This window comes from Chryseobacterium oranimense, assembly GCF_900129755.1.
GTDB lineage: Bacteria > Bacteroidota > Bacteroidia > Flavobacteriales > Weeksellaceae > Chryseobacterium > Chryseobacterium oranimense.
The window spans coordinates 180,537-206,296 of the sequence record NZ_FQWT01000008.1 but is presented as its reverse complement, the minus strand read 5'-3'; the positions used below and the strand labels follow the sequence as shown (position 1 = coordinate 206,296).

The following is a 25,760-nucleotide window of genomic DNA, read 5'->3' as shown; positions in this document are numbered from 1 at the left end:
AATCTACTCATGGAAAATAAAAAGGGCCAACCCCCGAAAGGATCAGCCCAAAACATTAACTGTTTACTGAGAATTATGATGTTTTATTTCCAGCCACCGCCTAAGCTCTTGTAAATATCTACAACGGTGCTCAGCTGTTTCTGTTTAGCTTCAATCAGCTCCAGTTTTGCATCCAGAGCATCTCTCTGGTTCAGAAGAACTTCAAGATAATCTGCCCTTGAATTCCTAAATAATTGGTTTGCAATATCAATAGACTGGTCTAAAGCTTTGGTTTCCTGTGATTTTAACTGATAATACTGGTCTATATTTTTAACCTTTGACATAAGGTTGGCTACATCCAGATAAGCATTCAAGATCGTTTTGTCATATTCATACAGAGATTGTATCTGTCTCGCATCAGCCGTCTGGAAATTGGCTTTGATTGCACTTTTGTTGATCAGCGGACCAGCCAGTTCACCAGCAAGACTTGTAGCAATAGATTCCGGCAATTTAACCAGATAAGAAGGTTTAAAAGCTTCCAATCCTAAGGTTGCAGAAATTTCCAGTGACGGATAAAACTCCTTTCTGGCAGCTTCTACATCCAGCTTTGATGCTTTTAATTCTAATTCTGCCTGTTTAATATCCGGACGGTTCGCCAATAACTGGGACGGAATTCCTGTATAAACCGTTTGAGGTACTGTAGACATGAAACTTTCTTTCTTTCTCACGATGGGCTGCGGATATCTTCCCAGAAGAGCATTGATCTGGTTTTCTTTTTCCGTAATATTCTGACGGATGGTATATTCTGCCGCTTTTGACTTTGCCAGCTCAGCTTCAAACTTTTTCACAGCCAGTTCGGTGGCAGCAGCAGCTTCTTTCTGAATTTTGGAAATCTCCAGCGCTCTTTGCTGCAGTTTAATGTACTGTTGAATAATATCTAACTGGTTGTCCAGAGCAAGCAGTTCATAATAATTATCTGCCACTTCCTCAATAAGGTTGGACAATACGAAGTTTTTCCCTTCTACGGTAGAAAGATAATGAGCAACAGCTGCTTCTTTCTCGGTCCTGAGCTTTTTCCAGATATCGATTTCCCAGTTTGCCATCAGCCCTCCTTCAAAATTACCCAGCGGATCCGGCATTTCTTTCCCGGGTTCTATTTCTGTAGTAGCATCACCTGCTCCTTCGCTTGTATAACGGCCGGACTTTTTCACCCCGGCTCCTATTCCTGCTGCAACCGTAGGCGTTAATCTTCCTTTTTTAGCTAAAACACCACTTTTGGCAATTTCAATTTCCTGAAGAGTGATCAGTAATTCCTGGTTGTTTTTTAGAGCTGTTTCAATTAAGTTTACCAGATCAGGATCTGTGAAGAATTGTCTCCAGGGTGTAGTTCCGCTGTTATTATTGGCATCTCCCTGATCTTCCTGATTAAAATTCTGAGGCACATTTTCCTTCATCTCGTCTTTTATGACGGTCGCCATCGGCGCCTTACAGCTTGCTAAAACAAGCGATAAGGCAATGGCTGCTATATATTTATTATAAATCTTCATGTTTGTCATCGTGTTGGTACGGTTCTGTTTGTTCAGTTAAAGGATTCTCTTCTTCATATTTTGCCAGTTTAGATTTTTCAGCAATGGTTCCGAAGATGTAATACAATCCAGGAATAATCATTAATCCGAAAATAGTTCCGATCAACATCCCTCCTGCGGCGGCTGTACCGATCGTTCGGTTACCAATCGCTCCCGGCCCGGTCGCCATTACCAATGGAATCAAACCTGCGATGAATGCAAATGATGTCATCAGGATCGGACGGAAACGGATCGCAGCTCCTTCAATGGCAGCCTGAGCTACCGGAATCCCCTCTTCGGCCTTCTTCTGTACGGCAAATTCTACAATCAGTACGGCATTTTTACCTAAAAGACCAATCAACATGACCATCGCCACCTGAGCATAGATGTTGTTTTCCAATCCTAACAGTTTTAAACACAGGAAAGCTCCGAAAATACCCGTCGGCAATGATAAAATTACCGGCAACGGAAGAATGAAACTTTCATACTGTGCAGAAAGAATCAGATACACGAATCCTAAACACACCAGGAAGATAAATACCGCTTCATTTCCACGGCTTACTTCATCTTTGGAAATACCTGCCCAGTCGATCCCAAAACCTCTTGGAAGGGTTTTATCTGCAACTTCTTTGATCGCTGCAATCGCCTGTCCTGAACTGTAGCCTGGTGCAGGAGTTCCACTTACCTCGGACGAATTATACATATTATGTCTCGTGATCTCAGACAAACCATATACTTTTTCCAAATGCATGAAATCTGAATACGGAACCATCTGTTCCTTATCATTTTTAACATATAATTTCAATAAGTCTGTCGGCAGCGCACGGTATTGAGGACCCGCCTGAACAATTACCTTATACGGTCTGTCGAAACGGATGAAACTGGTTTCATAGTTGGAACCTATTAACGTAGATAAATTATCCATTGCATTTTCAATCGTCACTCCTTTTTGCTCGGCAAGATCATTATCCACTCTCAACATATATTGAGGGAAACTAGCTGAATAGAATGTAAATGCAGAACCAAGTTCAGGACGCTTTTTCAGTTCCCTTACGAAATCATTACTTACTTTTTCCATTTTCTGATAATCTCCACTTCCTGCTTTATCCAGCAAACGAAGCTCGAAACCACCTGCAGCACCATACCCCGGAATAGATGGGGGCTGGAAGAATTCTATATTCGCACCCGGAATATTTTTAGCTTTTTCTTCAAGCTTTTCTATGATTTCTGCGGCGGATTCTTTACGGTCTTCCCAGCTTTTTAAGTTAATCAAACACGTACCGGAGTTGGAACCTGTACCTTCTGTCAGAATTTCATAACCTGCCAGTGAAGAAACGGATTGTACTCCATCTATTCCTTCAGATTCTCTCAACAATTCTTTAGCGATCTGGTTGGTTCTTTCCAGTGTTGAACCCGGAGGTGTCTGAATGATCGCATAGATCATCCCCTGATCTTCCGCAGGAATAAACCCTGAAGGAAGTGAGTTGCTCAGAAAGAATGTACAGGCACAGAATGCTAATAATAAAGGTAAAGTGATGGTCTTTTTCTTAACCGTTTTATTAAGCATCCCTTCATATTTATTAGCTCCTTTTGTAAATAAACCATTGAATTTATCAAGGAAAATGGTAATCGGAGTTCTTTTCTTAGGCTTTCCGTGGTTATTTTTTAAGATCAAAGCACACAGAGCTGGCGTCAATGTTAAGGCTACCACCCCTGAAAGGATAATCGCAGAAGCCATTGTAATGGAGAACTGACGATAGAAAACCCCAACCGGACCGGACATAAAGGCAATCGGAATGAATACGGATGCCATTACCAAAGTAATTGCGATAATCGCACCGCTGATTTCATGCATAGCCTCTTCCGTCGCCTTTAATGGAGATAAATGTTTCTCTTCCATTTTGGCGTGAACAGCTTCAATTACCACAATCGCATCATCCACAACAACCCCGATCGCCATTACGAGCGCAAATAACGAGATCATGTTTAATGTAATTCCAAAGGCGGACATGATGGCAAATGTTCCCACCAGTGAAACCGGAACCGCCAAAGCAGGAATCAGCGTTGAACGCCAGTCTCCCAGGAACAGGAATACCACAATGGCCACCAAAATGAAGGCTTCAAATAAGGTATGAACAACCTTTTCAATTGAGGCATCAAGGAATCTTGATACGTCATAACTGATATCGTAATGCATTCCTTTCGGGAAGGTGGTTTTCTGCAACTCAGCCATCAAAGATTTTACATTTTTGATAACGTCACTTGCGTTGGAACCGTATGATTGTTTTACGGTGATTGCGGCAGAAGGTTTTCCGTTCAGTGTAGAATAAATATCATACATGGAGGAACCGAATTCTATATCTGCCACATCTTTTAATCTGATAAATTCTCCGTCAGGCTTTGCTTTAAGGATAATATTCCCGTAATCTTTTTCATTGTTGAAACGACCCGGATATTTTAAAATATATTCAAATGACTGCGAACGCTTTCCGGAACTCTCCCCTGTTTTACCCGGAGATGCTTCCAAACTTTGAGCATTTAACGCTTCCATCACTTCGTCTGCCGAAATACTGTAAGCCGTTAATCTGTCCGGTTTAAGCCAGATACGCATTGCATATTCTCTTGTCCCAAGGATGTCTGCGAAACCAACCCCGCTTACCCTTCTCAGTTCGGACATTACATTAATATCTGCGTAGTTGAAAAGGAATTTCTGGTCAGCTTTCGGGTCATCACTGTACAGGTTGATGTACATCAGCATGTTGGGCTCTTCACGGGTAATTTTTACCCCTTCACGAACTACCAGCGGCGGAAGTTTGTTTACTACCGAAGATACACGGTTCTGAACGTTGACTGCTGCTACGTTAGGATCGGTTCCCAAATCGAAAACCACCTGAATAGAAGCTTCCCCGTCGTTTCCGGCATCGGAGGTCATATATTTCATTCCCGGCACACCGTTAAGACCTCTTTCCAATGGAATAACCACGGATTTGATCAACAATTCATTGTTGGCACCCGGATACTCTGCGGTGATGTTTACTTTTGGCGGTGAAATGGACGGGAACTGTGTTACCGGGAGTTTTACCAAAGACAAAACTCCCATAAATACGATAATCAGAGAGATTACGATAGACAGAACAGGTCTGCGAATGAATTTCTTAAACATAATTTACTTACTTCATTTATAGAGTCCTACTCTGCTTTTAATTTCAATGACTGAAGAACTTTTTTAGGATCCTGAGTTTTTGTCTGAACTTTCTGATCGTCTTTCACTTTCTGAACTCCTTCCAGTAAGATTTTATCTCCCACTGCAAGTCCTGATGCCACAACGTAAACATCCGGAAGTTCGTAAGCAATCTTGATATTTTTAGACCTTGCCACTCCGTTTTTATCTACTACGAACACGTATTTCTGATCCTGAATTTCGTAGGTTGCTTTCTGAGGAATGATTAAAGCATTTCTCAGCGGTAAGGTCATTCTTACTTTTCCGGTTTCTCCGTTTCTTAATAATTTATCAGGATTCGGGAATTTGGCTCTGAAGGCGATGTTTCCTGTTTCACTGTCGAATTCTCCTGTAATGGTTTCAACCTCACCTTTTTGTGGGAATAAATCTCCATTTGCCATCAAAAGACCTACCTGATTACTTCCTCTTGAAGCTACATTTCTCTGATAATTAAGATATTCAGGTTCTGAAACATTAAAGTAGGTGTACATATTGGTGTTATCGGAAAGGGACGTCAGCAAATCTCCTTCATCCACCAGACTTCCCAATCTCAAAGGTAATCTGTTGATAATCCCTGAAAACGGAGCTTTAATGTCTGTGAATGACAGGTGAATCTGAGCCAGTTTAGCTTCAGCATTCGCTGCATCAAGTTTAGCTTTAGCCATTGCTCTTTCGTTTTTGGAAACGATATTGTTATTGGCTAATGTGCTTGCATTCTTTAATTCGATGGTAGCCTGGGCAACTTCTGCCTGAGCTTTCAGTAATTCTGCCTGGTACAGTTGGGGCATGATACGGAACAATGTCTGCCCCTGATGCACGTATTGACCCTCGTCTACATAAATTTTTTCAAGAAAACCTTTTTCCTGGGCACGAACCTCGATGTTTTTTACAGATCTTATCTGTGCTACATATTCTTTGTCAATTACCGTGTCCATCACTACCGGGGTGGTTACGGGATAAACTGCGGCTTCTTCTTTTTCTTCTTTCTTCTTGTTACATGCTGTAAACAACAGAAGACTGCTTAGCGCAATACTTGCGACAACTCTTTTGATCATAATTCTAGAGTTTATAATAAATCGTTAATGTTTTGAATGAAAAGCGGTAATAGATGTACTGCGCCGTAATGATTACCTGCATATGCAACGCAGCTGATCTCCATCCGCATAGTGGACAGAAAACAGATTGGGAAAAAACGGAATTTTAAATTCTGATCGAACGGATCAGAATGAATGTTTTAACATTGGAATAGAGCGAAAGAAAGCCCGGAATAACAGGTTTTCTGCTTTTTGAAGAAGATAAGCCAAAAATATAAACCAGGCTGAAAACACCGGCAAAAACAGCAAACAGCTGTATGGTATCGGACAGCTGAAAGTCATCTTCAGTAAGTTCCAGGGTTGAATTGTCCATTTGATCGGCCATCTGCTGTATGGATAGCTTCTCGAAAGTCTGGTTCAGCCGGTTGGCTTTTTTAGGCATATGATGAGAAACATGACCTGAATAGTCATTACGGAGTGTTTTAACACTAAGTCTGCTTTCTACTACGAAAAGCAGAAAAAGGCCGGTTAAAAAGTAAATAATAAAATTTCTCATTTGAAGTCGCAAATGTACGTCCAGAAAGGCATACGCTCATAACAGATTAACAAAATTTAACTCTCCTTTAAATAAACTGAATAAGAAAATTTGAAATTTTCACAATGGTTTTTAATTGCTTTTAAATTTTCATGACAGACACTAAATCCTTTATTCAACGGAATTTTCACAAGAACGCATTAATGTATGTCAAATAAATGTGAAAAACAGAATTTACGGTGGCATGATTTAAATCATTTTTTACTGTATATCAGCATCATATAATTTTTAATATTTTTGCAGTCAATAAAAACAACAAATGTAGAACATGGAAAAACTGTATTATTTTATTCTTAAACCGTCGGCTTAACACAAGCCATTCTAACGGTGATCTGACTTACATTTTTTAAAGAAACACAGTATTTTCAGGCTTTATGAAAACTGCTGTAAGGAATCTGTAATGCATAACGGATAAAAAAATCTAATTAATTTATGTAAAATTAACATATATTTATTAAAAATATTTGTAAATTTATGTAGTATTAACACTGCTATTTCATGACACACTTACAAATCACTTATCACTATGAAAAAATTATTTACATCGGTCCTTATCGGGCTGGCAGTCCTTTCTTCAACAGCATGTAAACATCCTGGTAAAGAGGCAGAAGTTGTTACGGAAGCTGCTCCTGAGAACAGGGATGAAATCTCAAAAGATGTTTTCACGGACAGTTATGGGGAAAAAATTGAGGTCACTATTAATCATACAAAAGGTACAGCCACAGTTCATCTGGAAGGCAAAACGTATGACCTTAAAAAAAGTGACGCTCTTCCTGAATATACTGCCAGCAATGAAGAATATCAATATTCCAATATTAAAGGAAACATTACTTTACTGAAAAAAAATGTAGATATGGTTCTCTTTCATGCAAAACGTGAAAAGAATGGATCAGGATCTGCGAAAATGGCCTCCTATTAATCTAAGGCCTGAATATATTACCACCAAAATAATTATTATGAAAAACCTGTATTATTATTTATCCGCTTTTTTATTATTCGTATGTCTTACGGCGTGTAAAACTACTACCCCGACAGCAGAAAAAACGACTGATATCACGGGCAAAACATGGAAGCTTACAGAACTGAACGGACAGCCGATCCAACTTAAAAACCCTAAAAACAATCCTTATTTCAAGCTTAATACGGAAGGTATGAGATATGAAGGCCATGCAGGATGCAATGGGTTTGGAGGAACTTATGAGATCAAACCTGAGGTGATGAGGATCAAATTCAATCAGGGAATGTCTACCATGATGGCTTGTGAGGATCTGGAAACTGAACAATTATTTACAAAAGCAGTGCTTGCTGCAGATAATTATTCGGTAAACGGAAATACTCTGACACTTAACAAAGCAAGAATGGCTCCGTTGGCTAAGTTTGTTCTTCAGCCGTAAAAATTAAGGCTAAGAAAGAGTAAAAAGGCAAAAAATTCAGCCTTCAATATATTTACGATATAAAAAGGTGGCTTCGAGTTTCTCGGCCACCTTTTTTTGTTAAGATTTTTTATAGATCATGTAGCAAACCAGCAAGCTTATGTTGACAAGAACCGCAAAAGCATTTGATAAAATGATGGGCAATTCGTCTTTAATAAAGCCATACCAGACCCAGAGCGACAGTCCTGAAATAAGTACCAGAAGCATTACTAACGAGATATCATCTACATTTTTATCTTTTATTACTTTAATGAGTTGAGGAATCATGGAGATGGATGTAAGAATTCCGGCTATTATACCCAGGACATTTTCGTTCATAGTTTAATTCTTTGTCTGAAGATATGAATTATTTGAATCTGTCAAGGGAAACTTCCTCGTGAAGTGGTATATTTTCTTCAATAAACTGATAAAGGCTTCTGGAAAAGTAGCAGCCATTCAGGATTCCTCTTGCGCCAAGACCATTGAAAACATAAAGATTTTTAAATGATTCATGTCTTCCGATGATAGGTCTTCTGTCTTTCACGGTAGGTCTGAAGCCGAAATTTACTTCTTTCACTTCAAAGTCATAGGGATAAATTTCAGAAAGACCGTTCACAAGCTGTGTAACGGCGGATTCATCAATATGGTGATGGAGCTGTTCCCTATCGTAGGTTCCGCCATAGAAATGGAGTCCGTTATCTGTTGGAAATAAGAAATGTTTCTTTTTAATGGTTACATCCTGTGGAATTTCTTCGGAAAGTTTTACTTTAATGTGATGTCCTTTATTCGGGACAACAGCAATATCTGAGAAAAAAGGATTTTCCTTCACTCCCATGCCTTCACAAAAGATTATATTTTTGAATTGTATATCTTTATAGGAACCTGTGGAAGGATTCAGTTTTGAATAATCAAACTTTTCTTTAATCAGAAGTTCCTTTTTTTCTAAAAAATCAAATAGACCCATGAAAAACCCACTTACTTCTAACCTGGCAGACTGATTAACCTTTCCTGTCTTAAAGTCGTTTTTTACCACCTCTAAATGATCGAATTTTTGATCAAGAAAGCCTGAAAGTTCTTCATTTACGGATTTCTTCAGCCAAAGGTTCTGTTCATTCTCATCGTGAAAAATTCTATGGATGGGTGAACTGATGAGGTAATTTTTTCCGCTGTAAGATTCTATTTCATTTAAAGTGTCTTTCAGGAAGTCAATTTGTTCCTGAGCTTTCCAGAACGTAGTAAATTTTTTGAGAACCACAGGGTTGATAATTCCTGCGGAAACCTGAGAAGCGCTTTTCCTGCCTTCAGAATAGATCGCAAATGATTTGTTATTCTTAATTAGCTGATGTGCGAAAAAGAGTCCTGCATATCCGTCTCCAACAATGATATAGTCTATATTTTTCATAATAAAAAAACCTGAGTAAAAGTACTCAGGTTTTGTATAAATATCAAGTGAAATCTTAGTAATTCCACATATCATTTTCCATGTTAAGGATTTGAGCTTTGATTCTTTCGCTTTCTTCCAACTGATCTTCAGCGTCTTTAGGAATGTAATCCTTGATGGTACCATCCCCTAAACCGCTTGATGATTTGTAAATAACCGAAGAGAATCTTCTTCCATTGATGATATCATCGAAAGACAGGTCTGCAGAAGAGTTTTTTCTGTTGTAAACATAATTGTTTGCCAAAATATCTCTCGCATTCGGATAGAAAATCCAGAACAAGTCGATAAGCTCGTCGTTACCGGCAATTGGCTTACCATCTGGTCCTATAACTCCCTGTACAGCAGGATCTGGTCCCATTGCTGCAATCCCAAGAGGTCTGTATTTCATCTGTCCGTCTCTCTTATCGATAAACCACATACCCATGATCTTAAGAACTTTTACTTTTTCAGTAGTAGTCTTGAAAACGTCGGTATATTCTTTTTTCTCCTGTTCAGTTAATGGTCTTCCTGAGTTAAGGATATCAATAGCAGCATCGTTGATGATTACTTTTTCCAGTCTTTTCTGGATACCTTCCGGTGAAAGTTTCACGGTAAAGTTTTCATCATCATAAACCTGCTCGATCTTTCCTGATAAGGCACCGTCCAATAATAACTGGTACAAAGATCTTGTAGGCGTAGCAAGAAGTCCGTCCGGATTGTCGTAATAGAATGGCTGGTTGATCTTATCATTCATATCAATGATCTCCCAAACAAACATACTCTTAAGGATATCTTTATCTTCTACAAAACCATATTCAAGAGGCTTTACTTTGTTATCAATAATAGTATCACCAACTTTTTGTTTGTTTTCTTCTCTCATCTGTCTGAACTCTTCCGGAGAAGATGCGTTCAGGATAGTCTGGGAAAAAGCAAATCCCGAAACTAATACTAAAAGGGTGCTAATATATTTTTTCATAATAAATTACAATTTTAGTCCTATTGAACATTAATAATTATAGGAGTAATGTTTTTAATCTGCTGTCCTTCCAATCCTTGTGCTGTAGCTTTGATATCGAAGATTGAAACTACATCACCTGTTCTAAGGTTTTTCACTAATCCTGCGGCATCACCTAATGTGTTTCCGTGAACCAGTAATGCTGCTCTTCCAGGTACTCTTACCATGAACTGAGTCACAGTGAACGAAACAGGGAAGTCGAAGTCAGGAATCGCTGCCTGTACAGACTGGTTAGGAATAGAAGTAGCCGGCATCGACAATACGTTCTGTCCTCTCATCTGACCTTGTGGCGGCGGAACATTTTTAATTCTATATTCAAACACCTGAGATACAGATTTTCCGTAAGGATCTACTCCTGATAACGTCAGTTTAACTGTATTTCCTGTTGTTGGTTTTACAATCCATTTTCCTGGGCCTGTACCTCTTACAGAAGCACCCGGAGCAGATAATGAAAGTTTAGAATTGTCAGCACCTAAGATTGATCCTGAAACAGGGTTCTCAAGTCCTCTATACATTACATTCATTTTATCAGCAGAAAGCAATAGTCCTTTTTCAAGTTTTACTTCTCTTGGTCCTGCAATTACGTTATAAGTATGCGTCCAAGGGAAACTTTGAGGTTTTCCTGAAGCATCCGTTAGAGTAATTGTTCCGGCAAGTTTATGCTCACCAATACCAGATCCTGAAATAGGGATGATACCTTTACCATTTTCTACTCTGCTTACCCCAGAAATATTGATCTTATTGCTGTTTGAATAAGTACCCAACATTACTTTTACTTCAGCCTGTTTTCCTGCCTGGATATCCACCGGACCAGAAACAATAGGCTCGTAGCTTGAGAATTTAATATTCGCATCCACTTTTTCCTGAAGTAATAATGCCAATGCATCAGACTGTACGTTTCTCGCATCATTCTGGATGATCTCAAGGTTTGAGATCGCAGCGATTAACGGCTGGTGATAGAATTTATTCTGAAACCATGTCTTTTCATTCGGAGATTTCCCTTTCGGATATTCAGCGATCAGAGATTTATTGGCTCTGTCTACTAAATCTTTCAGCTGAGGATTATTTCCAAAAGTTGCATTGATATAATTTCTTACGTCGTCAATTTTAGCTTTTAGTTCCAGAGCTCCTTTTGAAGGTGTATTTTCATCTCCTTCTTTAAAGAAATATTCTGTAGTTGCTTCATTGTTGTTCAATGCAGCGAAGTTTTCACTTACATCGATATCTTTTCTTGTTTTAGGATCTTTGTCATGAAATTCCGACTGCTTTTTCAAAGCATCTTTAATACCTTGAGCAGAGGATACCAATAGATCGATCTTACTTTTTAAGACTTTATAGTTCTCCCAAGGCTGTGCATACGTATCCGGAACCTGCTGAGCTTTAGCTTCTAATGTTTTTTCAAAGATCTTTTCGTTCTTTTTCTCCGTTAGAGTTCTGGTTTCGTTTAATGCTCTGGTAGAGTCATAGTATGATCTGATGATTTCTGCATCAATATTTAGGGCCATCATCGCGATGAACACCAAATACATCAGGTTGATCATCTTCTGACGAGGGGTCTGTTTTCCTTGTGCCATTCTCTTTTCTTTTAGTTTTTGATTAAGTAGTTAATTTAGAAATGGTTAGGAATTAAGACTTCATAGCAGTAAGCATACCACCATAAACTCTGTTTAAGCTATTTAAATTAGTTGTTAAACCTTGTAATTCTTGATTGAATTTTTCAGACTGCTCTGCAGATTTCTGCATATCTGCAACGTACTTGTTGGCAAACTCGGATTGTTTTTTACCGTTTTCCAGCTGCATTGCATATAAAGCATTCATGCTTTCCATATGTTGTGCAGCTTTGTTAAGCTGGTCGTTATATTTATGAGTAGAAGCAGATACATCCACAGTCTGGTTGATCTGGTCAACAGAGTTGGAGAATTTGTCGATACCTGTTCTAAGTCTGTCAAATAACTGAACATCCAGTTTTGCTTCCTGAAGCATTTTGTCTAATTTATTTGAAAGAGAATTTTCTAATTCTGCAAACTGCTGTGCATTGTTTTTGGATGACACATTAGAATGTAAAGGGTTTGGGTTGGCATGCTTATCCAATAGTTCAGGATAAACATTTTCCCATGCATAAGACTCTTCTGATTTCGGAGGGTCAAATGCGAAAATGATAAAGATAATAGCCTCCGTAATAAGACCCACTGTAAGAGCCATATTACCGTTAATTGGTCCCAAGGTAATGTGAGTAATTTTAAGCCAAGCTCCAAGAATTACAATTGCAGCACCGAATGAATAAAAGAAATTCATCCAAGCATCTTTAGTCTTAAACATATTAAGTTAGTTTTTTTAATGTTAAATAAAATTGTTATTGAAAAATTGTCTGGTTAAATTATCTGTTAACTCTTCTTGGCTTAACAGCTGCTTCAGGAATATCCTGTACAGTTCTGAATCCGATATAGCTTCTTGCAGAATCTTTTCTTTCCCAATCTCTAGCACCTGTCATAAGGGCATATCCTATATCTTTCCAAGATCCACCTCTTACCGATCTCTTTGTGTCTACTTTATCCTTAGTAGAAGGATTTAATGTAGAAGAGAATCCATAAGAAGAGTTGTTATACGCAGATTCTGTCCATTCAGAAACGTTTCCAGCCATATCAAATAACCCAAATCCATTTTTCTTAAATTTCTTTACTGGAGCTGTATATGTATAAGTACCTTTTTTATCATCTTCCATATAGTTACCTCTCTTAGGTTTGAAGTTGGCAAGGTAGCAACCTCTGTCATCCATTAAATATGGACCTCCCCAAGGGTAAGTAGCATTTTGCATTCCGCCTCTGGCAGCATATTCCCACTCGATTTCTGTAGGAAGACGGAACTTCATTGGTCTTTGCTTTTTTCTTTTTAAGCTTTCGTTATAATCTGTTTTCAGTTTAGATCTGAAGTTACAGTAAGCTCTTGCCTGATCCCAGGTTACCCCTACTACAGGATAATCTTTGTAAGCTTTGTGCCAGAAATACTGTTCAAACAATGGTTCGTTGTAAGCAAAGTGGAAGTCTTTCACCCACACAGTAGTATCCGGATAGATGGCAATGCTTTGATTCTTAAGGAAGTTTGCTCCTCTTTCGTTATCAGCAAGTGCGGCATCCATATCTTCCCACTGGTAGCTGTATTTTAGTTTACTAACGTCTAAAATTCTTTCGTTTCCTATTCTTGAAGAAGCAGGCAGATACATAGATTCCAAAACTTCTGCATACTCTACATCAGGATACTTTCCAGTACTCCAGTGCAAAGGGATTTTCCAGTCTAGTCTTTTGGATGGATCATAGCCTCCGTCTTCTCTTCCTCCCTGGCCTTCTAAATATTCTTGATAAGGTGTTAAATTTTCTTCTTTTTTAGCAAGATATGCATAGTCTCCAATGCTTGCGCCTTTACGTCCGCCTTCTTCACCGCCTTCCCCAGCAGCTTCGGCCAACAGAGTTCTCGCAATGGAATCTCTTACATAATTGATAAATACTCTGTATTCTGCATTGGTAGTTTCTGCTTCATCCATAAAGAATGAGGAAACAGTAACAGTTTTCAATGAAGCTTTTTCAGGTGTGTTTGTTGGATCCTGATCTGCAAGACCAGCAACAAATGAACCTGCAGGAATACCGACCATTCCGTATGGTCTTTCCGCAACAAATGATTTCGTTTTTTCTCTTGGTATCAATTCTCCTTTTGTTCCAGGCTTCCCTACAGAAGAACTGCCACCACCTGAACAAGATACTGATGCTACCGACGCAGACAATAATAAAAGAAATATCCTTTTCATGTTAATTTTTATAATTAAGCCGTAAATATATAATTTTTTTAAGAAACTTTTAAGATTTTTTTTGAAATAACGGAAGAAATCTAAATTTATTTTATTTACAACTGTTTTTTATTCCACAGTTACCGATTTTGCTAAGTTTCTTGGCTGATCTACATTGGCTCCTCGGTAAATAGCAATATAGTACGCCAATAGCTGTAAAGGCACAGAGGCAACGATTGGAGAGAAACATTCTGAGGTTTCCGGGATTTCAATCACATAATCTGCCATTGAGCTTACCTGCTGGTCTCCTTTATTAACAACGGCAATGATTTTTCCTTTTCTGGCTTTAATTTCCTGAACATTGCTTACAATTTTATCATAATGTCCTTTTTTAGGAGCAATAATAACGATTGGCATGTTCTCGTCAATAAGCGCGATAGGTCCGTGCTTCATTTCTGCTGCCGGATATCCTTCTGCGTGTATATAAGAGATTTCCTTAAGCTTCAGGGCACCTTCTAATGCCGCAGGATAGTTGTATCCTCTTCCTAAATAAAGGAAATTGGTAGTCTGGATAAAGTCTTTGGCAATATTCTGAGTAAGCTCGTGAGTAGTGCTCAAAACTTCTTCGATCTTTTTAGGAAGTGCATTCAGTTCAGTAATCAGGCTCATGAATTCAGCATTTCCAAGGTTACCGTTATGTTTTCCTAATTTAAGGGCAATTAAAGAAAGAATAGTAAGCTGTGCAGTAAATGCTTTAGTAGAAGCTACCCCGATCTCAGGACCAGCGTGAGTATATGAACCTGCATCTGTAATTCTTGCAATGGAAGAGTCCACTACATTACATATACCGTATATGAATGCTCCTTTTTCTTTTGCCAGTTTCAATGCAGCCATGGTGTCTGCTGTTTCTCCTGACTGAGAGATAGCAATAACAACATCTTTATCGGTAATGATAGGATTTCTGTATCTGAATTCTGATGCATATTCCACCTCTACAGGGATCCTTGCATATTCTTCGATAAGGTATTCCCCGATAAGACCTGCATGCCATGACGTACCGCAGGCAATAATGATGATTCTGTTAGCGTTCTTGAATCTCTCCAGATGATCCCAGATTCCGGCCATCTTTATAACACCTTCATCCACAAGAAGTCTTCCTCTCATTGTATCATGGATAGATTTAGGCTGTTCAAAGATTTCTTTAAGCATGAAATGCTCGTAACCACCTTTTTCAATCTGTTCCAGGCTTAATTTAAGTTCCTGAACTTCCGGTTCTATTTTTGAGTTGTCATTGATAGTTCTGATGTCTACTCCATTTTCCAATGAAATAGTCGCCATATGGCCTTCTTCAAGATAAATAGCTTCTTTGGTAAATTCCACGAAAGGAGATGCATCAGAAGCAATGAAATATTCTTTGTCTCCAAGACCGATTGCCAGCGGAGAACCTAATCTTGCCACTACCAATACTCCCGGATAATCTTCATGAAGCACAGTAATAGCGTATGCTCCGTATACTTCATTTAAAGCATATCTTACTGCCGTAGGAAAATCTGTTTCCGGCTTCAGATCTGTGAAATACTGGATAAGATTTACCAAAACTTCTGTATCTGTTTCGGATTTAAAAGTAAATCCTTTTTCGGTAAGCATTGTTTTAATCGTATCATAGTTTTCTATAATACCATTGTGTACAAGAGCAATTTTCCCGTTGTTCGACACATGTGGGTGTGAATTTCTATCACTTGGAACCCCATGGGTAGCCCATCTGGTATGCCCCATTCCTATTTTGGCTGTTCCTTTCAACTGTGATGAAATATTAACCAAATCATCAACCTTACCTTTTGTTTTCTCAACTTCAAATTTATTATCTGAACCTTCCAAAACAATCCCCGCACTGTCATATCCTCTATATTCTAATCTTCTAAGACCGTTGATTACAATATCATACGCATCCTGAAATCCTGTATATCCTACAATTCCACACATATTTTTCTGGTGTTTTTATTTTTTAGTTCCGTAAGTAATTTTTAATTGAATTCTGTTGGCATTGGTTTTATCTGAACCAACATAAACGCCTCTTTCTGTTGCAAATGCTCGGGTGGTAAACTTATAACCTCCCAGTGAACTTGATGTAGTTAGAACAAACTTTCCGATATTAACGAGAAGTATTTTATTTGTTTCTGAACCTTCAACAATATCTTTCACTGTTTTTGTAACTACAAAGTCGTAATAAGATGGATTTTTATCTAAATCATAAGATTTTATCATCCCAAACCCTGATGTTAAATCTGAAAGAAATCCTGAAGAAGTAAGCAATCCGTTCGCATCCTTCACAACAGGAAGAATCATTAAGTTATCAATCGTTCTTTTATAGTTATTGCTCCATGTTGCAGCATCTGTATAGATTCTGATCTTGGCACTCATAATTGCATTCTTATCTTTTTCATATGATGCTTTAAGGCTGGCAATTGTAGCATCAGGAATCTTCACAGCAATAGAAGGTCCTCCCATTCCCTGTGCATAAAGCTTGGCATCCCCATCAACTTCATTGATTGACGATCTTGCAGCTGCCCATGCAGAACCTGTTCTGTCGTATTCGTACTGGCCGATACGGGCATTACCCACACCTCCTGTCAGCAAGAACTTAAAGGTAGACTGTGGTCTGGTGATAGTCCCGTTATCATTCTTTTCATTGGTATAATACATGATCATTTCCATAGATTCCGGAGAAATCTGCAGAAGATATCCGTCTGTATCTGTTACAGAAAGCTTGATTCCTTTGAAGTATCTTGTAAAGTTAGCCGCATCCATAAGCTCCGGTTTACCGTTCTTGTCAAGAATCTTGGTTTGGAAAAAATCCTTGTCCAAACGAATTCTGATTCCTGCATCAGAAGTAAATAAAGCTGAATTATCCGACTTTTTAGTAATTGTCTTAGCAGTTACCGTTCCGTTAAATACAGTAGATCCTAAAGCTGCTCCCGTACCTACAACCACGTTGGAGCGTTTGAAAGCAACATCATTTCCATCCAGGAAGGTTGTAATTTCATCTACATTAATATGCATTAAAGTATGTGTTCCTCCCGGGCCTAACTTTGTTTTACCATATTTATACTCAAAACTGGTAGGATACGTCTTGATTTCCGTAGAAACAGGTACCGTTTCAGTTCCGACTAATATGCTTTCGTCCTTTAGGGGAAGGGTAGTTACTGAATCGGCAACAACATCAGGTCTCAGTACCAGAACTACAGAATCCACTTTTGGAGTAGTCCCGAAACTAAAATTATCCGTACTCATTCTTAACTGGGTAAGATAAGATGCTTTCTGCATACCAAACTGCCCTTCGGAAAAAGCTCCTAGAACAAAACGGGATGAGGATATGCCGGAAGTGTTAATTTGTTGTACCAGTCTGCTGGCATCACTTCTGATCGAATCGTGATTATCAATATTATAAGCAATAAGGTCATAAGAAGATACATTGCCTTCCGCAGCACCATCTATAAAAAGCTGTTCGCCAAGCGAATCCGCCTCCGGTTCGCAATTATAAAGAAGAGCGCTCCCGAAAACCGCCATGAAAAGTATGGCAAAGGTCCTTTTAACAGTATGAGTCATTAAAAATGTGTTTAATAAATTTGGTTTATAGAATCTACGTCGACGTATTCCGATTTTGAAGTGGCAGTTTCATTGAAACCTTTGTCAAGATCTGCATCCAGAAACTCATCTCCTTTCACTACCATGTCAACATAGTTCATACTTTCAATAACAAAACTTTTGATTGTCGGATTATCTAACGCTTTTAATCCTGAAATATTATCGAATGTCAGTTTTTCGGCAATGTTTTTGTCCAGTGCAGCATCCTTCTCATTGTATAAGGAAAGGATGATCTTGGCATCTTTGAAATAGGTATCGGATTCGTAGTATGTTTTTAGGTAAATAGGAACAAAGGAAGACATCCATCCGTTTAAGTGAATTACATCGGGAACCCAGTTTAATTTTTTGATGGTTTCTATCACTCCTCTTGCAAAGAAAATAGCTCTTTCGTCGTTGTCGTCAAAAGGATTTCCTTCATCATCTACGTAATATTGTTTTCTTTTGAAGTATTCTTCGTTATCAATAAAGTAAACCTGCAGTCTTTCCCCCGGAAGAGATGCTACTTTAATAATTAAAGGCTGGTCCAGATCATTGATAATAATGTTCATTCCCGAAAGACGGATCACCTCATGAAGTTGAAATTTTCTTTCACTTATTTGTCCAAATCTTGGCATAAAAACTCTTACATCATTGCCTTCATTGTGCATCTTAAGTGCCATTTTGTTTACCAATGCAGCCATATTCGTATCTTCCTGATATGGATACATCTCTGTAGTAATGTACAGTATTTTTTGATTCGGCATAAATTCTATCTATATTTTTGTAAAAATGCTTTAATGTGCAAAATTACAAAAAAACATTCAACATTATTTTAATTAACATTTTTTTACGATAATTCCCATTTTCAAATTATTAAAAACTCATATAATTATATGATATTTTTAGTATTTTTGAATTAGTATTAAAATAAACTATGGAAGTTATAAAGAATAAGAAAACCCTTCAGGATTTCATTGAAAGACAGAAAGAAATGGGTAAAAAGATAGGCTTTGCCCCTACTATGGGAGCGCTTCATAAAGGCCATCTTTCCCTGTATGAAGAAGCCAGAAAAGATAATGACCTGGTAATTTCTTCAATTTTTGTAAATCCTACCCAATTTAATAATCCGGAAGACCTGGAGAAATATCCAAGAGATGTGAACAGGGATATTCTTATCTTAGAAAATTCGGGATTGGTGGATGCAGTTTACATTCCTGAAGTAGCTGACATTTACCCTGAAAAAACAGAAAGCCGGCATTATGATTTCGACGGACTGGAAAACGAGATGGAAGGAAAGTCAAGACCCGGACACTTTGATGGAGTGGGAACTGTGGTAGAAGAGCTTTTCAGACAGGTAAAACCGGACCATGCGTATTTCGGGGAAAAAGATTTCCAGCAGCTTGCCATCATTAAAAAAATGGTTGAAAAGAAACATCTTCCGGTAAAGATCATAGGAGTTTCTATTTACAGAGCTGAAAATGGCCTGGCTTTGAGCTCAAGAAACCAAAGACTTCATGAAGACAGGAAAGAAGCCTCAAAGGTGATTTACGAAACCCTGGTTAAGGTAAACGATTGGTTCCGCGTGATCACCATTCCTGAAATAAAAGAAAGAGTAACAGATATTTTTGACCAGCAACAGGGAATGAAATTGGAATATTTCCTGATTGCCGATGAAAACACTTTAAAAGAAACAGATTTTTTCTATAAAGACAGGAATTACAGAGCATTTATCGTGGTTGTAGTAGATGGAGTGAGGCTTATTGACAATATGCACCTGGATTAATTAAACAATTGTTCAACAAAAATACATCGTTACTTTTTTTATAAAAACTCAACTCTGGTTAATATAATCAGAGTTTTTCTTTTTCATAAAACTGCATATAATAAAAAAATCAAAGGTCTCGTAAGAGACCTTTGAAACACCAAATCACAAAATATTAATATGAAAAAAATTTACTTTTCAGTAAATTAGTGACCCGGCTGGGATTCGAACCCAGGACCCATACATTAAAAGTGTATTGCTCTACCAGCTGAGCTACCGAGTCGGCCACAAATAAAACGATTAACGTTTCTGATATCGTTTTTAAAGCGGTGCAAAGATATAAATCTTTTTTTATTCCTGCAATAGTAATTATAAAAAAAATCAAAGGTCTCTTACGAGACCTTTGAAACACCAAATCACAAAATATTAATATGAAAAAAATTTACTTTTCAGTAAACTTGTGACCCGGCTGGGATTCGAACCCAGGACCCATACATTAAAAGTGTATTGCTCTACCAGCTGAGCTACCGAGTCGGCCACAATTAAAAATGAAATAACTTCATTGTTAATTATAAAATTTTCTTTGCAGTGCCTGCGACTGGACTCGAACCAGCACATCCTTAGGAAACCACCCCCTCAAGATGGCGTGTCTACCAATTTCACCACGCAGGCTATAAAATTACAAAAATCCAGTAATTTTTTCGCTTGTGACCCGGCTGGGATTCGAACCCAGGACCCATACATTAAAAGTGTATTGCTCTACCAGCTGAGCTACCGAGTCGGCCACTTTATAAACGATTTATATTTGAATAATATCCCTCGTTTTCAGTGGTGCAAAGATAGGCGTTTTTTCATTATCTCAAAACTTTTTTGCAAATTTGTTTAAAAAAAATTCATGGTTATTTCACTGATCGGATACATGGGATGTGGCAAATCTCACATTTCCAAAATTTTAAGCGATAAAATAAATTTTAAACTCATTGACCTCGATAAAGAGATTTCCAGGAGAAATAAATTAACCATTCCAGAAATTTTCGAAAAAAAGGGGGAAATTCAGTTTAGAAAGCTGGAAAGAGAGGCGCTGGAGGAAATTCTTGCTTCGGAAGAAAATGTGGTTTTAAGCCTGGGAGGAGGGACGCCGGTCTATTATAATAATATGGAAATTATCAACCACAGCTCAAAAAGTATTTTTTTAAGGGCTTCCGTCAGTACATTATACGAAAGACTTTCCAAGCAGAAAGAAAAAAGACCGCTGATAGCCAATATTCCGGATGAAGATCTGCCTGAGTTCATCGCTAAACATTTGTTTGAAAGAAATGCATTTTACAGCAAAGCACAGTACAGCATCAATACAGATTCAAGAACCCCGGAAGATATTGTTCAGGAAATAGTAGAAAAGCTCTATCTCTAGAGCTTTTCATTTAATCTTCACTGTCTTCGGGGCCATCTGCTGTTTCACCAAAGAAATCATCCCAGTCTGTAAAATCTGAGGCAATATCATTTCCTACATACTCATCCATCTCACGTCTGTCTTTCTTCGTAGGCCTTCCCTCACCTTTGCTTCTATAATAATCCTGTGACATTTTACGAAGCTTTAATAATTCATACTGCTCTTTATCCGTCACATCCTGGATATGAAGGGGAACAAGCTTGGCTCCCATCCTGCTTTTCGGGATCTGGGTGACTTTTATTTTATAATCAATCTGATTTTTACGAATCTTGATAACATCCCCCTCTTTTACCTCCTTAGACGACTTTACGGCGGATGTTCCTATGGAAACCCTGTTCTTTTTAATTTCCTCTGCTGCAATACTTCTCGTCTTATAAAAACGAATGCACCATAAAAATTTATCTATTCTCATAATTTTTTATACTTTTGCCGTTATATTATTTGTAAAGTAATTAAAGTTTTTTGAAATGAAAAAAATATTTTTATATATCCTTGCGGGATCTTTGTGTTTTTCTGCATGTAAGAAAGATGATGAAATTGAAACGTATAAAGAACCGGAAGACATTACCGTTCAGAACAGTTATGATGATCAGGCGATTAAGAAGTTTATGAGCGAAAATTATCTGGACGCCCAGGGAAATATAAAAGCTTTCAGTACTACGGATACCAGTGATGATAATGAGAAGAAGCTGATAGATATGCCTTATGAAACACTTCCATCAGGAACGATCTATATTGTTCGGGAAGGGGCGCAGCCATCAGCAACTGATGCTAAAACCATCGGTCCGAAAGATATTCTTACTATGATGATGAGAGCTAATGCTCTTTTAGCTGTTAATACCGATGGAAATGTAGCTTTTGCTTCAACTCTGGCCATTACCAACACAATTAATGGTAACGGACTTCCAATTGTGGATCCTATGTATTATTATGTAAAACAGTCTGTGCTGGATGCAGCTACAACAGATGCTGCAAAACAGAGAAGTTACTATGAAGTCGAAGGCTTCCGTGAAGCAATGCAGAAATTTAAGGCATTTAACAATCTTTCAAGTGGAAGCCCCTATAATCTTCAGGGAGTTATTATTGTGCCTTCAAGAGCTGCTTTTGCGAGAGATCCACACTATCCTTACAATACGCAGTATTCTCTGAGAAATTACTCTATGGTGTTCAACTTCCAGGTGTATGGAAGAGCAGACAGACCGGATGGACAATAATTTAAATTCAATTATATAAAAAACCGCCTTCAGATGAAGGCGGTTTTTTATGTTTATATCTGTTGATTATTATCTTGCTTTCTGCTTTACATTCCCTAAAATATCCGGGAAATAAAGATCTGCCAGATGATCAAATTCATCTCCCCTCATGAACATCGTAGCATCTACTTCTTCATAAGAGTTTCTTCCTGCCGCTGCGATCAGTTCATTGCAGGTGTGAAGGGTGTTTTTATGAAAATGGTATACTCTTTCACTTTTATCAGTAACATCAAGGCCTTTAACCAACATTTTATCCTGAGTGGCAACACCTGTAGGACAGTTGTTATTGTTACATCTTAAAGCCTGGATACACCCTAAAGAGAACATAAATCCTCTTGCATTATTACACATATCCGCGCCCATAGCTATGGCTCTCAGAATATCCAAGCTTGTCAGGACTTTTCCGCTAGCAATTACTCTCAGTTTGCTTCTTAAATTATAATTATTCAAAGTTCTGTTTACAAAGATCAGAGCCGGCTCCAAAGGCATCCCCACTCCATCTGAGAATTCCGGCGGTGCTGCTCCTGTACCTCCTTCTGCTCCGTCTATGGTGATAAAATCAGGATAGATTTTTAGAACATTCATCTGTACACAGATATCCTCGAACTCTTTGGTATCTCCAATACAAAGCTTGAAACCGATTGGCTTCCCTCCGGAAAGCTCTCTAAGCTGCTGTACAAACCTCAACAGGCCAGCTGCATCGGAAAATGAAGAATGGGATGGTGGTGAAATAACAGTCATTCCCGGAGTGACGTGACGTATCTTTGCAATCTCAGGGGTGTTTTTCACTCCAGGAAGCACTCCTCCATGTCCCGGCTTCGCCCCTTGGGAAAGTTTAATTTCAATCATCTTCACATTAGGAAGGGTGGAATACTTTTCAAACAGTTCCGGGTTGAATTTCCCTTCTTCATCACGACAGCCGAAATATCCGGTTCCGATCTGCCAGCAAAGATCTCCTCCTTCCAGGTGATAAGGGGAAATACCTCCTTCACCTGTATTATGATAGAAATTTCCTTTTTTAGCTCCTCTGTTCAGGGAAATCTGTGCCCTGTCGCTTAACGCTCCAAAGCTCATTGCTGAAATATTGAAGAGAGAGGCATGATAAGGCTGGGTGCATTGCTCTCCCCCAACCCATACTCTCGGAAGCTCTTCTTTAGGTGATTTCGCATAAATGGAATGCTTGATTCCTTCATATTTTCTGTGATTAACTTCTAACTGTGTCCCGAAAGGAACGGTATCACTCAGATTTTTTGCACGTCTGTACACCGCAGAACGCTGATTTCTTGGAAACGGCTTCCCATCTGTCTCTCTTTCGATGAAATACTGTTGCATTTCGGGTGAGATACTCTCGAAAAAGTACCTGAAGTAGCCCAATACCGGGAAGTTCCTCAAAATAGCGTGTTTCGACTGGTAAGCGTTATAAACGCCCAATGCATAGATAGCAGATAAAAGGATGGGTATCCAGTAATGTGCTCTGATCAGTAACGCGACAATCCATGTTGCAATTACCAATACAATTCCCCAAGATAAAAACTTATCTCTCATGAATGTGGTATTTAAAGTTAAAATAAATTTAGTAGAAATTTTGCAAAGAGACTACGCTTTTGCTAAAAAACTTTCGAAGGATGACTGCACAGAAACCGTGCCATCTGACAGGATTTTTTCTAAATTTAGAAATTCAATCTGATTGACGGATGCAGGATCAAAATCTTTCTGGACTCTCACATAGTTTTCTGTGAAGCCATACATTTTGCCGTCTTTATTTTCGTGCTCCCAAAGAACAGGAAGTGTCTTTCCAAGCTGGGTCTGGTAAAATGCCATTTTCTTCTTTTCAGAAAGTATTCTCAGCATTTTATTGCGTTTTTTTCTTTCCGGAATTGGTACTACACCATCCATATCGGCAGCTTCCGTATTTTCTCTTTCAGAATAGGTAAATACGTGAAGATAGGTAATAGGAAGCTCGTTCAGGAAATTATAAGTTTCCATGAATTTTTCTTCCGTTTCACCGGGGAATCCAACAATAACGTCTACACCAATGGCAGCATCCGGCATTACCTCACGGATTTTATTTACTCTGTCATTATACAGCTTGGTAAGATAACGGCGTTTCATTTTTTTCAATAAATCATCGCATCCTGACTGCAGCGGGATATGAAAATGAGGAACAAAGCTCTTGCTTTTGGAAACAAGATCAATGCTTTCATCTTTTAAAAGATTCGGCTCTATGGAAGAGATACGGATTCTTTCGATTCCCTCCACCTGATCGAGTTCTGAAATTAAGTCTAAGAAAGTATGTTCGTGTTTTTTATTACCGAATTCACCTTTACCGTAATCCCCGATATTGACACCGGTAAGAACAATTTCTTTGATGTCTCTTTCAGCAATTTCCCTGGCATTTTTGATTACGTTTTCGATGGTATCTGAACGAGAGATTCCTCTGGCCAGCGGAATGGTGCAGTATGTACATTTATAGTCGCATCCATCCTGTACTTTCAGGAAAGCCCTTGTCCTGTCGCCGATTGAGTAACTTCCGATAAAGAAATCCGTTTCTTCAATCTCACATGAATGAACCACTCCTTCACTTTCCGATTTTTCCAGATCATCGAGATAGCTCAGAATATTGAATTTCTCTTTGGCTCCCAGAACGAGATCCACCCCTTCAATCTGCGAAATTTCTTCGGGTTTCAGCTGGGCATAGCATCCTACGATAACCACCAGCCCTTCAGGATTGGCTTTCATAGCACGCTTCACATGAAGTTTACACTCACGGTCAGCATTTTCAGTTACTGAACAGGTATTAATCACATAAACATCTGCTTTATCATCAAAGCTTACCTTATCATAACCTGCATCTGTTAATTGACGGGCAATAGTAGATGTTTCCGCAAAATTTAATTTGCAGCCGAGGGTATGAAATGCGGCAGTTCCGTGAAAAGTAGACATTTATTGACTCGTAAATTTTATGGGTGCAAAGATAGTAATTTTAATAATACTGCTAAATTGATTCAATCTATTATTTAAATTCATCCCTTACTTCGGAACTGTTCTGAAAGCACACCGGTGATGAATTGGAAGATTCTTCAGGCTTAGAAAACTGATCTTTCATTGCAGCATTAAACTCCTGAGACTTGTTCCTAGCAATAGAAAGTGTTTTCCAGTCTTCATTTTTGAGCATTTTCGCAATAGAAACGATCTGCCCGATATGATACGGATAATGAGCCAGCTGCCGCAGAACAGCATCTAAAACGGAATGTGCTTCTCCCCTTATATAAATTGTAGAATATAAGTTTTCTTCATTAACCTGATCCAGGGCTTCAAAAAAACATTTCCAGCCTTTCTCCCAATAATCTGTAACCTCCTGTTTGGTTTTAAAAGTATTCACAAATTCATCATCCCTGTTCCGCCAGGACTTTTCACCATCTTCCGTTAAAAAATTGGTCCATCTGGAAAGCATATTCCCGGCAATATGCTTAACAATTACTGCGATGGAATTACTTTCATCATTGTACTGCCAGAAGATCTGCTCATCAGAAAGCTGCCCGAAGGATTTGTCTCCGAGAGACTTATAATACTTAAAACGGTTTACAAAAAGCTCTTTCATATTTTTTATTTTGTACAACTAAAATTAAAGTTATTTTAACAACAAAACCACT

The 25,760-nt window shown here is 38.4% G+C and carries 22 protein-coding genes and 4 tRNA genes; 5 read left to right on the top strand and 21 right to left on the bottom strand.

The window, feature by feature from the left end:
* Positions 1 to 83: 83 nt before the first annotated feature.
* The 4 genes from BUB03_RS20035 to BUB03_RS20020 all read right to left on the bottom strand — a co-directional run bounded on the left by BUB03_RS20035 (position 84) and on the right by BUB03_RS20020 (position 6,354).
* A complete protein-coding gene (locus BUB03_RS20035) occupies positions 84 to 1,526 on the bottom strand; it encodes a TolC family protein (RefSeq protein ID WP_073066589.1) in 1,443 nt (480 codons plus the stop codon).
* A complete protein-coding gene (locus BUB03_RS20030) occupies positions 1,513 to 4,707 on the bottom strand; it encodes an efflux RND transporter permease subunit (RefSeq protein ID WP_040996766.1) in 3,195 nt (1,064 codons plus the stop codon). The genes BUB03_RS20035 and BUB03_RS20030 overlap by 14 nt, the downstream gene beginning before the upstream one ends.
* A 26-nt stretch (positions 4,708 to 4,733) precedes the next feature.
* Positions 4,734 to 5,816, bottom strand: coding sequence for an efflux RND transporter periplasmic adaptor subunit (locus BUB03_RS20025; protein WP_073066586.1), 1,083 nt, complete (start codon positions 5,814 to 5,816; stop codon positions 4,734 to 4,736).
* 148 nt (positions 5,817 to 5,964) lie between these two features.
* Positions 5,965 to 6,354, bottom strand: a complete 390-nt coding sequence (locus BUB03_RS20020; protein WP_040996768.1) for a hypothetical protein — start codon at positions 6,352 to 6,354, stop codon at positions 5,965 to 5,967.
* Between the two features lie 565 nt (positions 6,355 to 6,919).
* Here BUB03_RS20020 and BUB03_RS20015 point away from each other — a divergent pair.
* A complete protein-coding gene (locus BUB03_RS20015) occupies positions 6,920 to 7,312 on the top strand; it encodes a hypothetical protein (RefSeq protein WP_040996770.1) in 393 nt (130 codons plus the stop codon).
* A 37-nt stretch (positions 7,313 to 7,349) separates the two neighbouring features.
* The gene (locus BUB03_RS20010; RefSeq protein ID WP_073066463.1) at positions 7,350 to 7,787 is read left to right on the top strand and encodes an META domain-containing protein; all 438 of its coding nucleotides are present in this window, start codon (positions 7,350 to 7,352) and stop codon (positions 7,785 to 7,787) included.
* A 99-nt stretch (positions 7,788 to 7,886) separates the two neighbouring features.
* On the opposite strand, the gene BUB03_RS20005 is transcribed toward BUB03_RS20010, so the two are convergent.
* The 9 genes from BUB03_RS20005 to BUB03_RS19965 all read right to left on the bottom strand — a co-directional run bounded on the left by BUB03_RS20005 (position 7,887) and on the right by BUB03_RS19965 (position 18,406).
* Positions 7,887 to 8,144 (bottom strand): SemiSWEET transporter, encoded by a 258-nt coding sequence (locus tag BUB03_RS20005; RefSeq protein WP_040996774.1) that lies wholly within the window; start codon positions 8,142 to 8,144, stop codon positions 7,887 to 7,889.
* Positions 8,145 to 8,172: 28 nt separating this feature from the next.
* Complete coding sequence (locus BUB03_RS20000; protein ID WP_073066460.1) at positions 8,173 to 9,207, bottom strand: NAD(P)/FAD-dependent oxidoreductase; 1,035 nt, start codon at positions 9,205 to 9,207, stop codon at positions 8,173 to 8,175.
* Between the two features lie 55 nt (positions 9,208 to 9,262).
* Positions 9,263 to 10,201: a type IX secretion system ring subunit PorN/GldN gene (porN, locus tag BUB03_RS19995; RefSeq protein ID WP_073066458.1), complete on the bottom strand. Its 939-nt coding sequence runs from the start codon at positions 10,199 to 10,201 to the stop codon at positions 9,263 to 9,265.
* Between the two features lie 20 nt (positions 10,202 to 10,221).
* Positions 10,222 to 11,814: a type IX secretion system motor protein PorM/GldM gene (gene porM / locus BUB03_RS19990; RefSeq protein WP_073066455.1), complete on the bottom strand. Its 1,593-nt coding sequence runs from the start codon at positions 11,812 to 11,814 to the stop codon at positions 10,222 to 10,224.
* 52 nt (positions 11,815 to 11,866) lie between these two features.
* Entirely contained in the window at positions 11,867 to 12,559 is a 693-nt protein-coding gene (gene porL, locus BUB03_RS19985) for a type IX secretion system motor protein PorL/GldL (protein WP_040996782.1), read from the bottom strand.
* Between the two features lie 58 nt (positions 12,560 to 12,617).
* Positions 12,618 to 14,039 carry a T9SS ring complex lipoprotein PorK/GldK gene (gene porK / locus BUB03_RS19980; RefSeq protein WP_040996785.1) on the bottom strand — a complete coding sequence of 474 codons (1,422 nt, stop codon included), beginning with the start codon at positions 14,037 to 14,039 and terminating at the stop codon, positions 12,618 to 12,620.
* Between the two features lie 108 nt (positions 14,040 to 14,147).
* Positions 14,148 to 16,001, bottom strand: a complete 1,854-nt coding sequence (gene glmS, locus BUB03_RS19975; RefSeq protein WP_073066452.1) for a glutamine--fructose-6-phosphate transaminase (isomerizing) — start codon at positions 15,999 to 16,001, stop codon at positions 14,148 to 14,150.
* A gap of 15 nt (positions 16,002 to 16,016) precedes the next feature.
* Entirely contained in the window at positions 16,017 to 17,624 is a 1,608-nt protein-coding gene (locus BUB03_RS19970; protein ID WP_040996787.1) for a DUF4270 family protein, read from the bottom strand.
* 11 nt (positions 17,625 to 17,635) lie between these two features.
* Positions 17,636 to 18,406, bottom strand: a complete 771-nt coding sequence (locus BUB03_RS19965) for a glycogen/starch synthase (RefSeq protein ID WP_073066450.1) — start codon at positions 18,404 to 18,406, stop codon at positions 17,636 to 17,638.
* 170 nt (positions 18,407 to 18,576) lie between these two features.
* Here BUB03_RS19965 and panC point away from each other — a divergent pair, with 170 nt between their 5' ends.
* The gene (panC, locus tag BUB03_RS19960; protein WP_073066448.1) at positions 18,577 to 19,425 is read left to right on the top strand and encodes a pantoate--beta-alanine ligase; all 849 of its coding nucleotides are present in this window, start codon (positions 18,577 to 18,579) and stop codon (positions 19,423 to 19,425) included.
* Positions 19,426 to 19,614: 189 nt separating this feature from the next.
* Here the strand turns inward: panC and BUB03_RS19955 are convergent.
* The 4 genes from BUB03_RS19955 to BUB03_RS19940 form a co-directional block, all read right to left on the bottom strand.
* Positions 19,615 to 19,687, bottom strand: a tRNA-Lys gene (locus BUB03_RS19955).
* Between the two features lie 178 nt (positions 19,688 to 19,865).
* Positions 19,866 to 19,938: transfer RNA gene (locus BUB03_RS19950), tRNA-Lys, on the bottom strand.
* 55 nt (positions 19,939 to 19,993) lie between these two features.
* Positions 19,994 to 20,076: transfer RNA gene (locus BUB03_RS19945), tRNA-Leu, on the bottom strand.
* Positions 20,077 to 20,112: 36 nt separating this feature from the next.
* A tRNA-Lys gene (locus BUB03_RS19940) sits at positions 20,113 to 20,185 on the bottom strand.
* Positions 20,186 to 20,299: 114 nt separating this feature from the next.
* Between BUB03_RS19940 and BUB03_RS19935 the strand changes: the two genes are divergently transcribed.
* Positions 20,300 to 20,815, top strand: coding sequence for a shikimate kinase (locus tag BUB03_RS19935; RefSeq protein WP_073066445.1), 516 nt, complete (start codon positions 20,300 to 20,302; stop codon positions 20,813 to 20,815).
* A 10-nt stretch (positions 20,816 to 20,825) separates the two neighbouring features.
* Here the strand turns inward: BUB03_RS19935 and BUB03_RS19930 are convergent, their stop codons facing one another.
* Positions 20,826 to 21,266 carry an RNA-binding S4 domain-containing protein gene (locus BUB03_RS19930; protein ID WP_040996794.1) on the bottom strand — a complete coding sequence of 147 codons (441 nt, stop codon included), beginning with the start codon at positions 21,264 to 21,266 and terminating at the stop codon, positions 20,826 to 20,828.
* Positions 21,267 to 21,321: 55 nt separating this feature from the next.
* Here BUB03_RS19930 and BUB03_RS19925 point away from each other — a divergent pair, with 55 nt between their 5' ends.
* Positions 21,322 to 22,068 (top strand): hypothetical protein, encoded by a 747-nt coding sequence (locus tag BUB03_RS19925; protein WP_073066442.1) that lies wholly within the window; start codon positions 21,322 to 21,324, stop codon positions 22,066 to 22,068.
* Positions 22,069 to 22,137: 69 nt separating this feature from the next.
* On the opposite strand, the gene BUB03_RS19920 is transcribed toward BUB03_RS19925, so the two are convergent.
* The 3 genes from BUB03_RS19920 to BUB03_RS19910 form a co-directional block, all read right to left on the bottom strand.
* The gene (locus BUB03_RS19920) at positions 22,138 to 23,652 is read right to left on the bottom strand and encodes an FMN-binding glutamate synthase family protein (protein WP_073066440.1); all 1,515 of its coding nucleotides are present in this window, start codon (positions 23,650 to 23,652) and stop codon (positions 22,138 to 22,140) included.
* A 51-nt stretch (positions 23,653 to 23,703) separates the two neighbouring features.
* Positions 23,704 to 25,050, bottom strand: a complete 1,347-nt coding sequence (mtaB, locus tag BUB03_RS19915; RefSeq protein ID WP_073066438.1) for a tRNA (N(6)-L-threonylcarbamoyladenosine(37)-C(2))-methylthiotransferase MtaB — start codon at positions 25,048 to 25,050, stop codon at positions 23,704 to 23,706.
* 70 nt (positions 25,051 to 25,120) lie between these two features.
* Positions 25,121 to 25,708 (bottom strand): DUF1572 domain-containing protein, encoded by a 588-nt coding sequence (locus BUB03_RS19910; RefSeq protein WP_040997093.1) that lies wholly within the window; start codon positions 25,706 to 25,708, stop codon positions 25,121 to 25,123.
* Positions 25,709 to 25,760 lie beyond the last annotated feature (52 nt).

Excerpts from the sequence above, each read along its gene's own strand:
- BUB03_RS20035 (WP_073066589.1), bottom strand. The coding sequence starts at position 1,526 with ATGAAGATTTATAATAAATATATAGCAGCCATTGCCTTATCGCTTGTT.
- BUB03_RS20030 (WP_040996766.1), bottom strand. The coding sequence starts at position 4,707 with ATGTTTAAGAAATTCATTCGCAGACCTGTTCTGTCTATCGTAATCTCT.
- BUB03_RS20020 (WP_040996768.1), bottom strand. The coding sequence starts at position 6,354 with ATGAGAAATTTTATTATTTACTTTTTAACCGGCCTTTTTCTGCTTTTC.
- BUB03_RS20015 (WP_040996770.1), top strand. The coding sequence starts at position 6,920 with ATGAAAAAATTATTTACATCGGTCCTTATCGGGCTGGCAGTCCTTTCT.
- BUB03_RS20010 (WP_073066463.1), top strand. The coding sequence starts at position 7,350 with ATGAAAAACCTGTATTATTATTTATCCGCTTTTTTATTATTCGTATGT.
- BUB03_RS20005 (WP_040996774.1), bottom strand. The coding sequence starts at position 8,144 with ATGAACGAAAATGTCCTGGGTATAATAGCCGGAATTCTTACATCCATC.
- BUB03_RS20000 (WP_073066460.1), bottom strand. The coding sequence starts at position 9,207 with ATGAAAAATATAGACTATATCATTGTTGGAGACGGATATGCAGGACTC.
- porN (WP_073066458.1), bottom strand. The coding sequence starts at position 10,201 with ATGAAAAAATATATTAGCACCCTTTTAGTATTAGTTTCGGGATTTGCT.
- porM (WP_073066455.1), bottom strand. The coding sequence starts at position 11,814 with ATGGCACAAGGAAAACAGACCCCTCGTCAGAAGATGATCAACCTGATG.
- porL (WP_040996782.1), bottom strand. The coding sequence starts at position 12,559 with ATGTTTAAGACTAAAGATGCTTGGATGAATTTCTTTTATTCATTCGGT.
- porK (WP_040996785.1), bottom strand. The coding sequence starts at position 14,039 with ATGAAAAGGATATTTCTTTTATTATTGTCTGCGTCGGTAGCATCAGTA.
- glmS (WP_073066452.1), bottom strand. The coding sequence starts at position 16,001 with ATGTGTGGAATTGTAGGATATACAGGATTTCAGGATGCGTATGATATT.
- BUB03_RS19970 (WP_040996787.1), bottom strand. The coding sequence starts at position 17,624 with ATGACTCATACTGTTAAAAGGACCTTTGCCATACTTTTCATGGCGGTT.
- BUB03_RS19965 (WP_073066450.1), bottom strand. The coding sequence starts at position 18,406 with ATGCCGAATCAAAAAATACTGTACATTACTACAGAGATGTATCCATAT.
- panC (WP_073066448.1), top strand. The coding sequence starts at position 18,577 with ATGGAAGTTATAAAGAATAAGAAAACCCTTCAGGATTTCATTGAAAGA.
- BUB03_RS19935 (WP_073066445.1), top strand. The coding sequence starts at position 20,300 with ATGGTTATTTCACTGATCGGATACATGGGATGTGGCAAATCTCACATT.
- BUB03_RS19930 (WP_040996794.1), bottom strand. The coding sequence starts at position 21,266 with ATGAGAATAGATAAATTTTTATGGTGCATTCGTTTTTATAAGACGAGA.
- BUB03_RS19925 (WP_073066442.1), top strand. The coding sequence starts at position 21,322 with ATGAAAAAAATATTTTTATATATCCTTGCGGGATCTTTGTGTTTTTCT.
- BUB03_RS19920 (WP_073066440.1), bottom strand. The coding sequence starts at position 23,652 with ATGAGAGATAAGTTTTTATCTTGGGGAATTGTATTGGTAATTGCAACA.
- mtaB (WP_073066438.1), bottom strand. The coding sequence starts at position 25,050 with ATGTCTACTTTTCACGGAACTGCCGCATTTCATACCCTCGGCTGCAAA.
- BUB03_RS19910 (WP_040997093.1), bottom strand. The coding sequence starts at position 25,708 with ATGAAAGAGCTTTTTGTAAACCGTTTTAAGTATTATAAGTCTCTCGGA.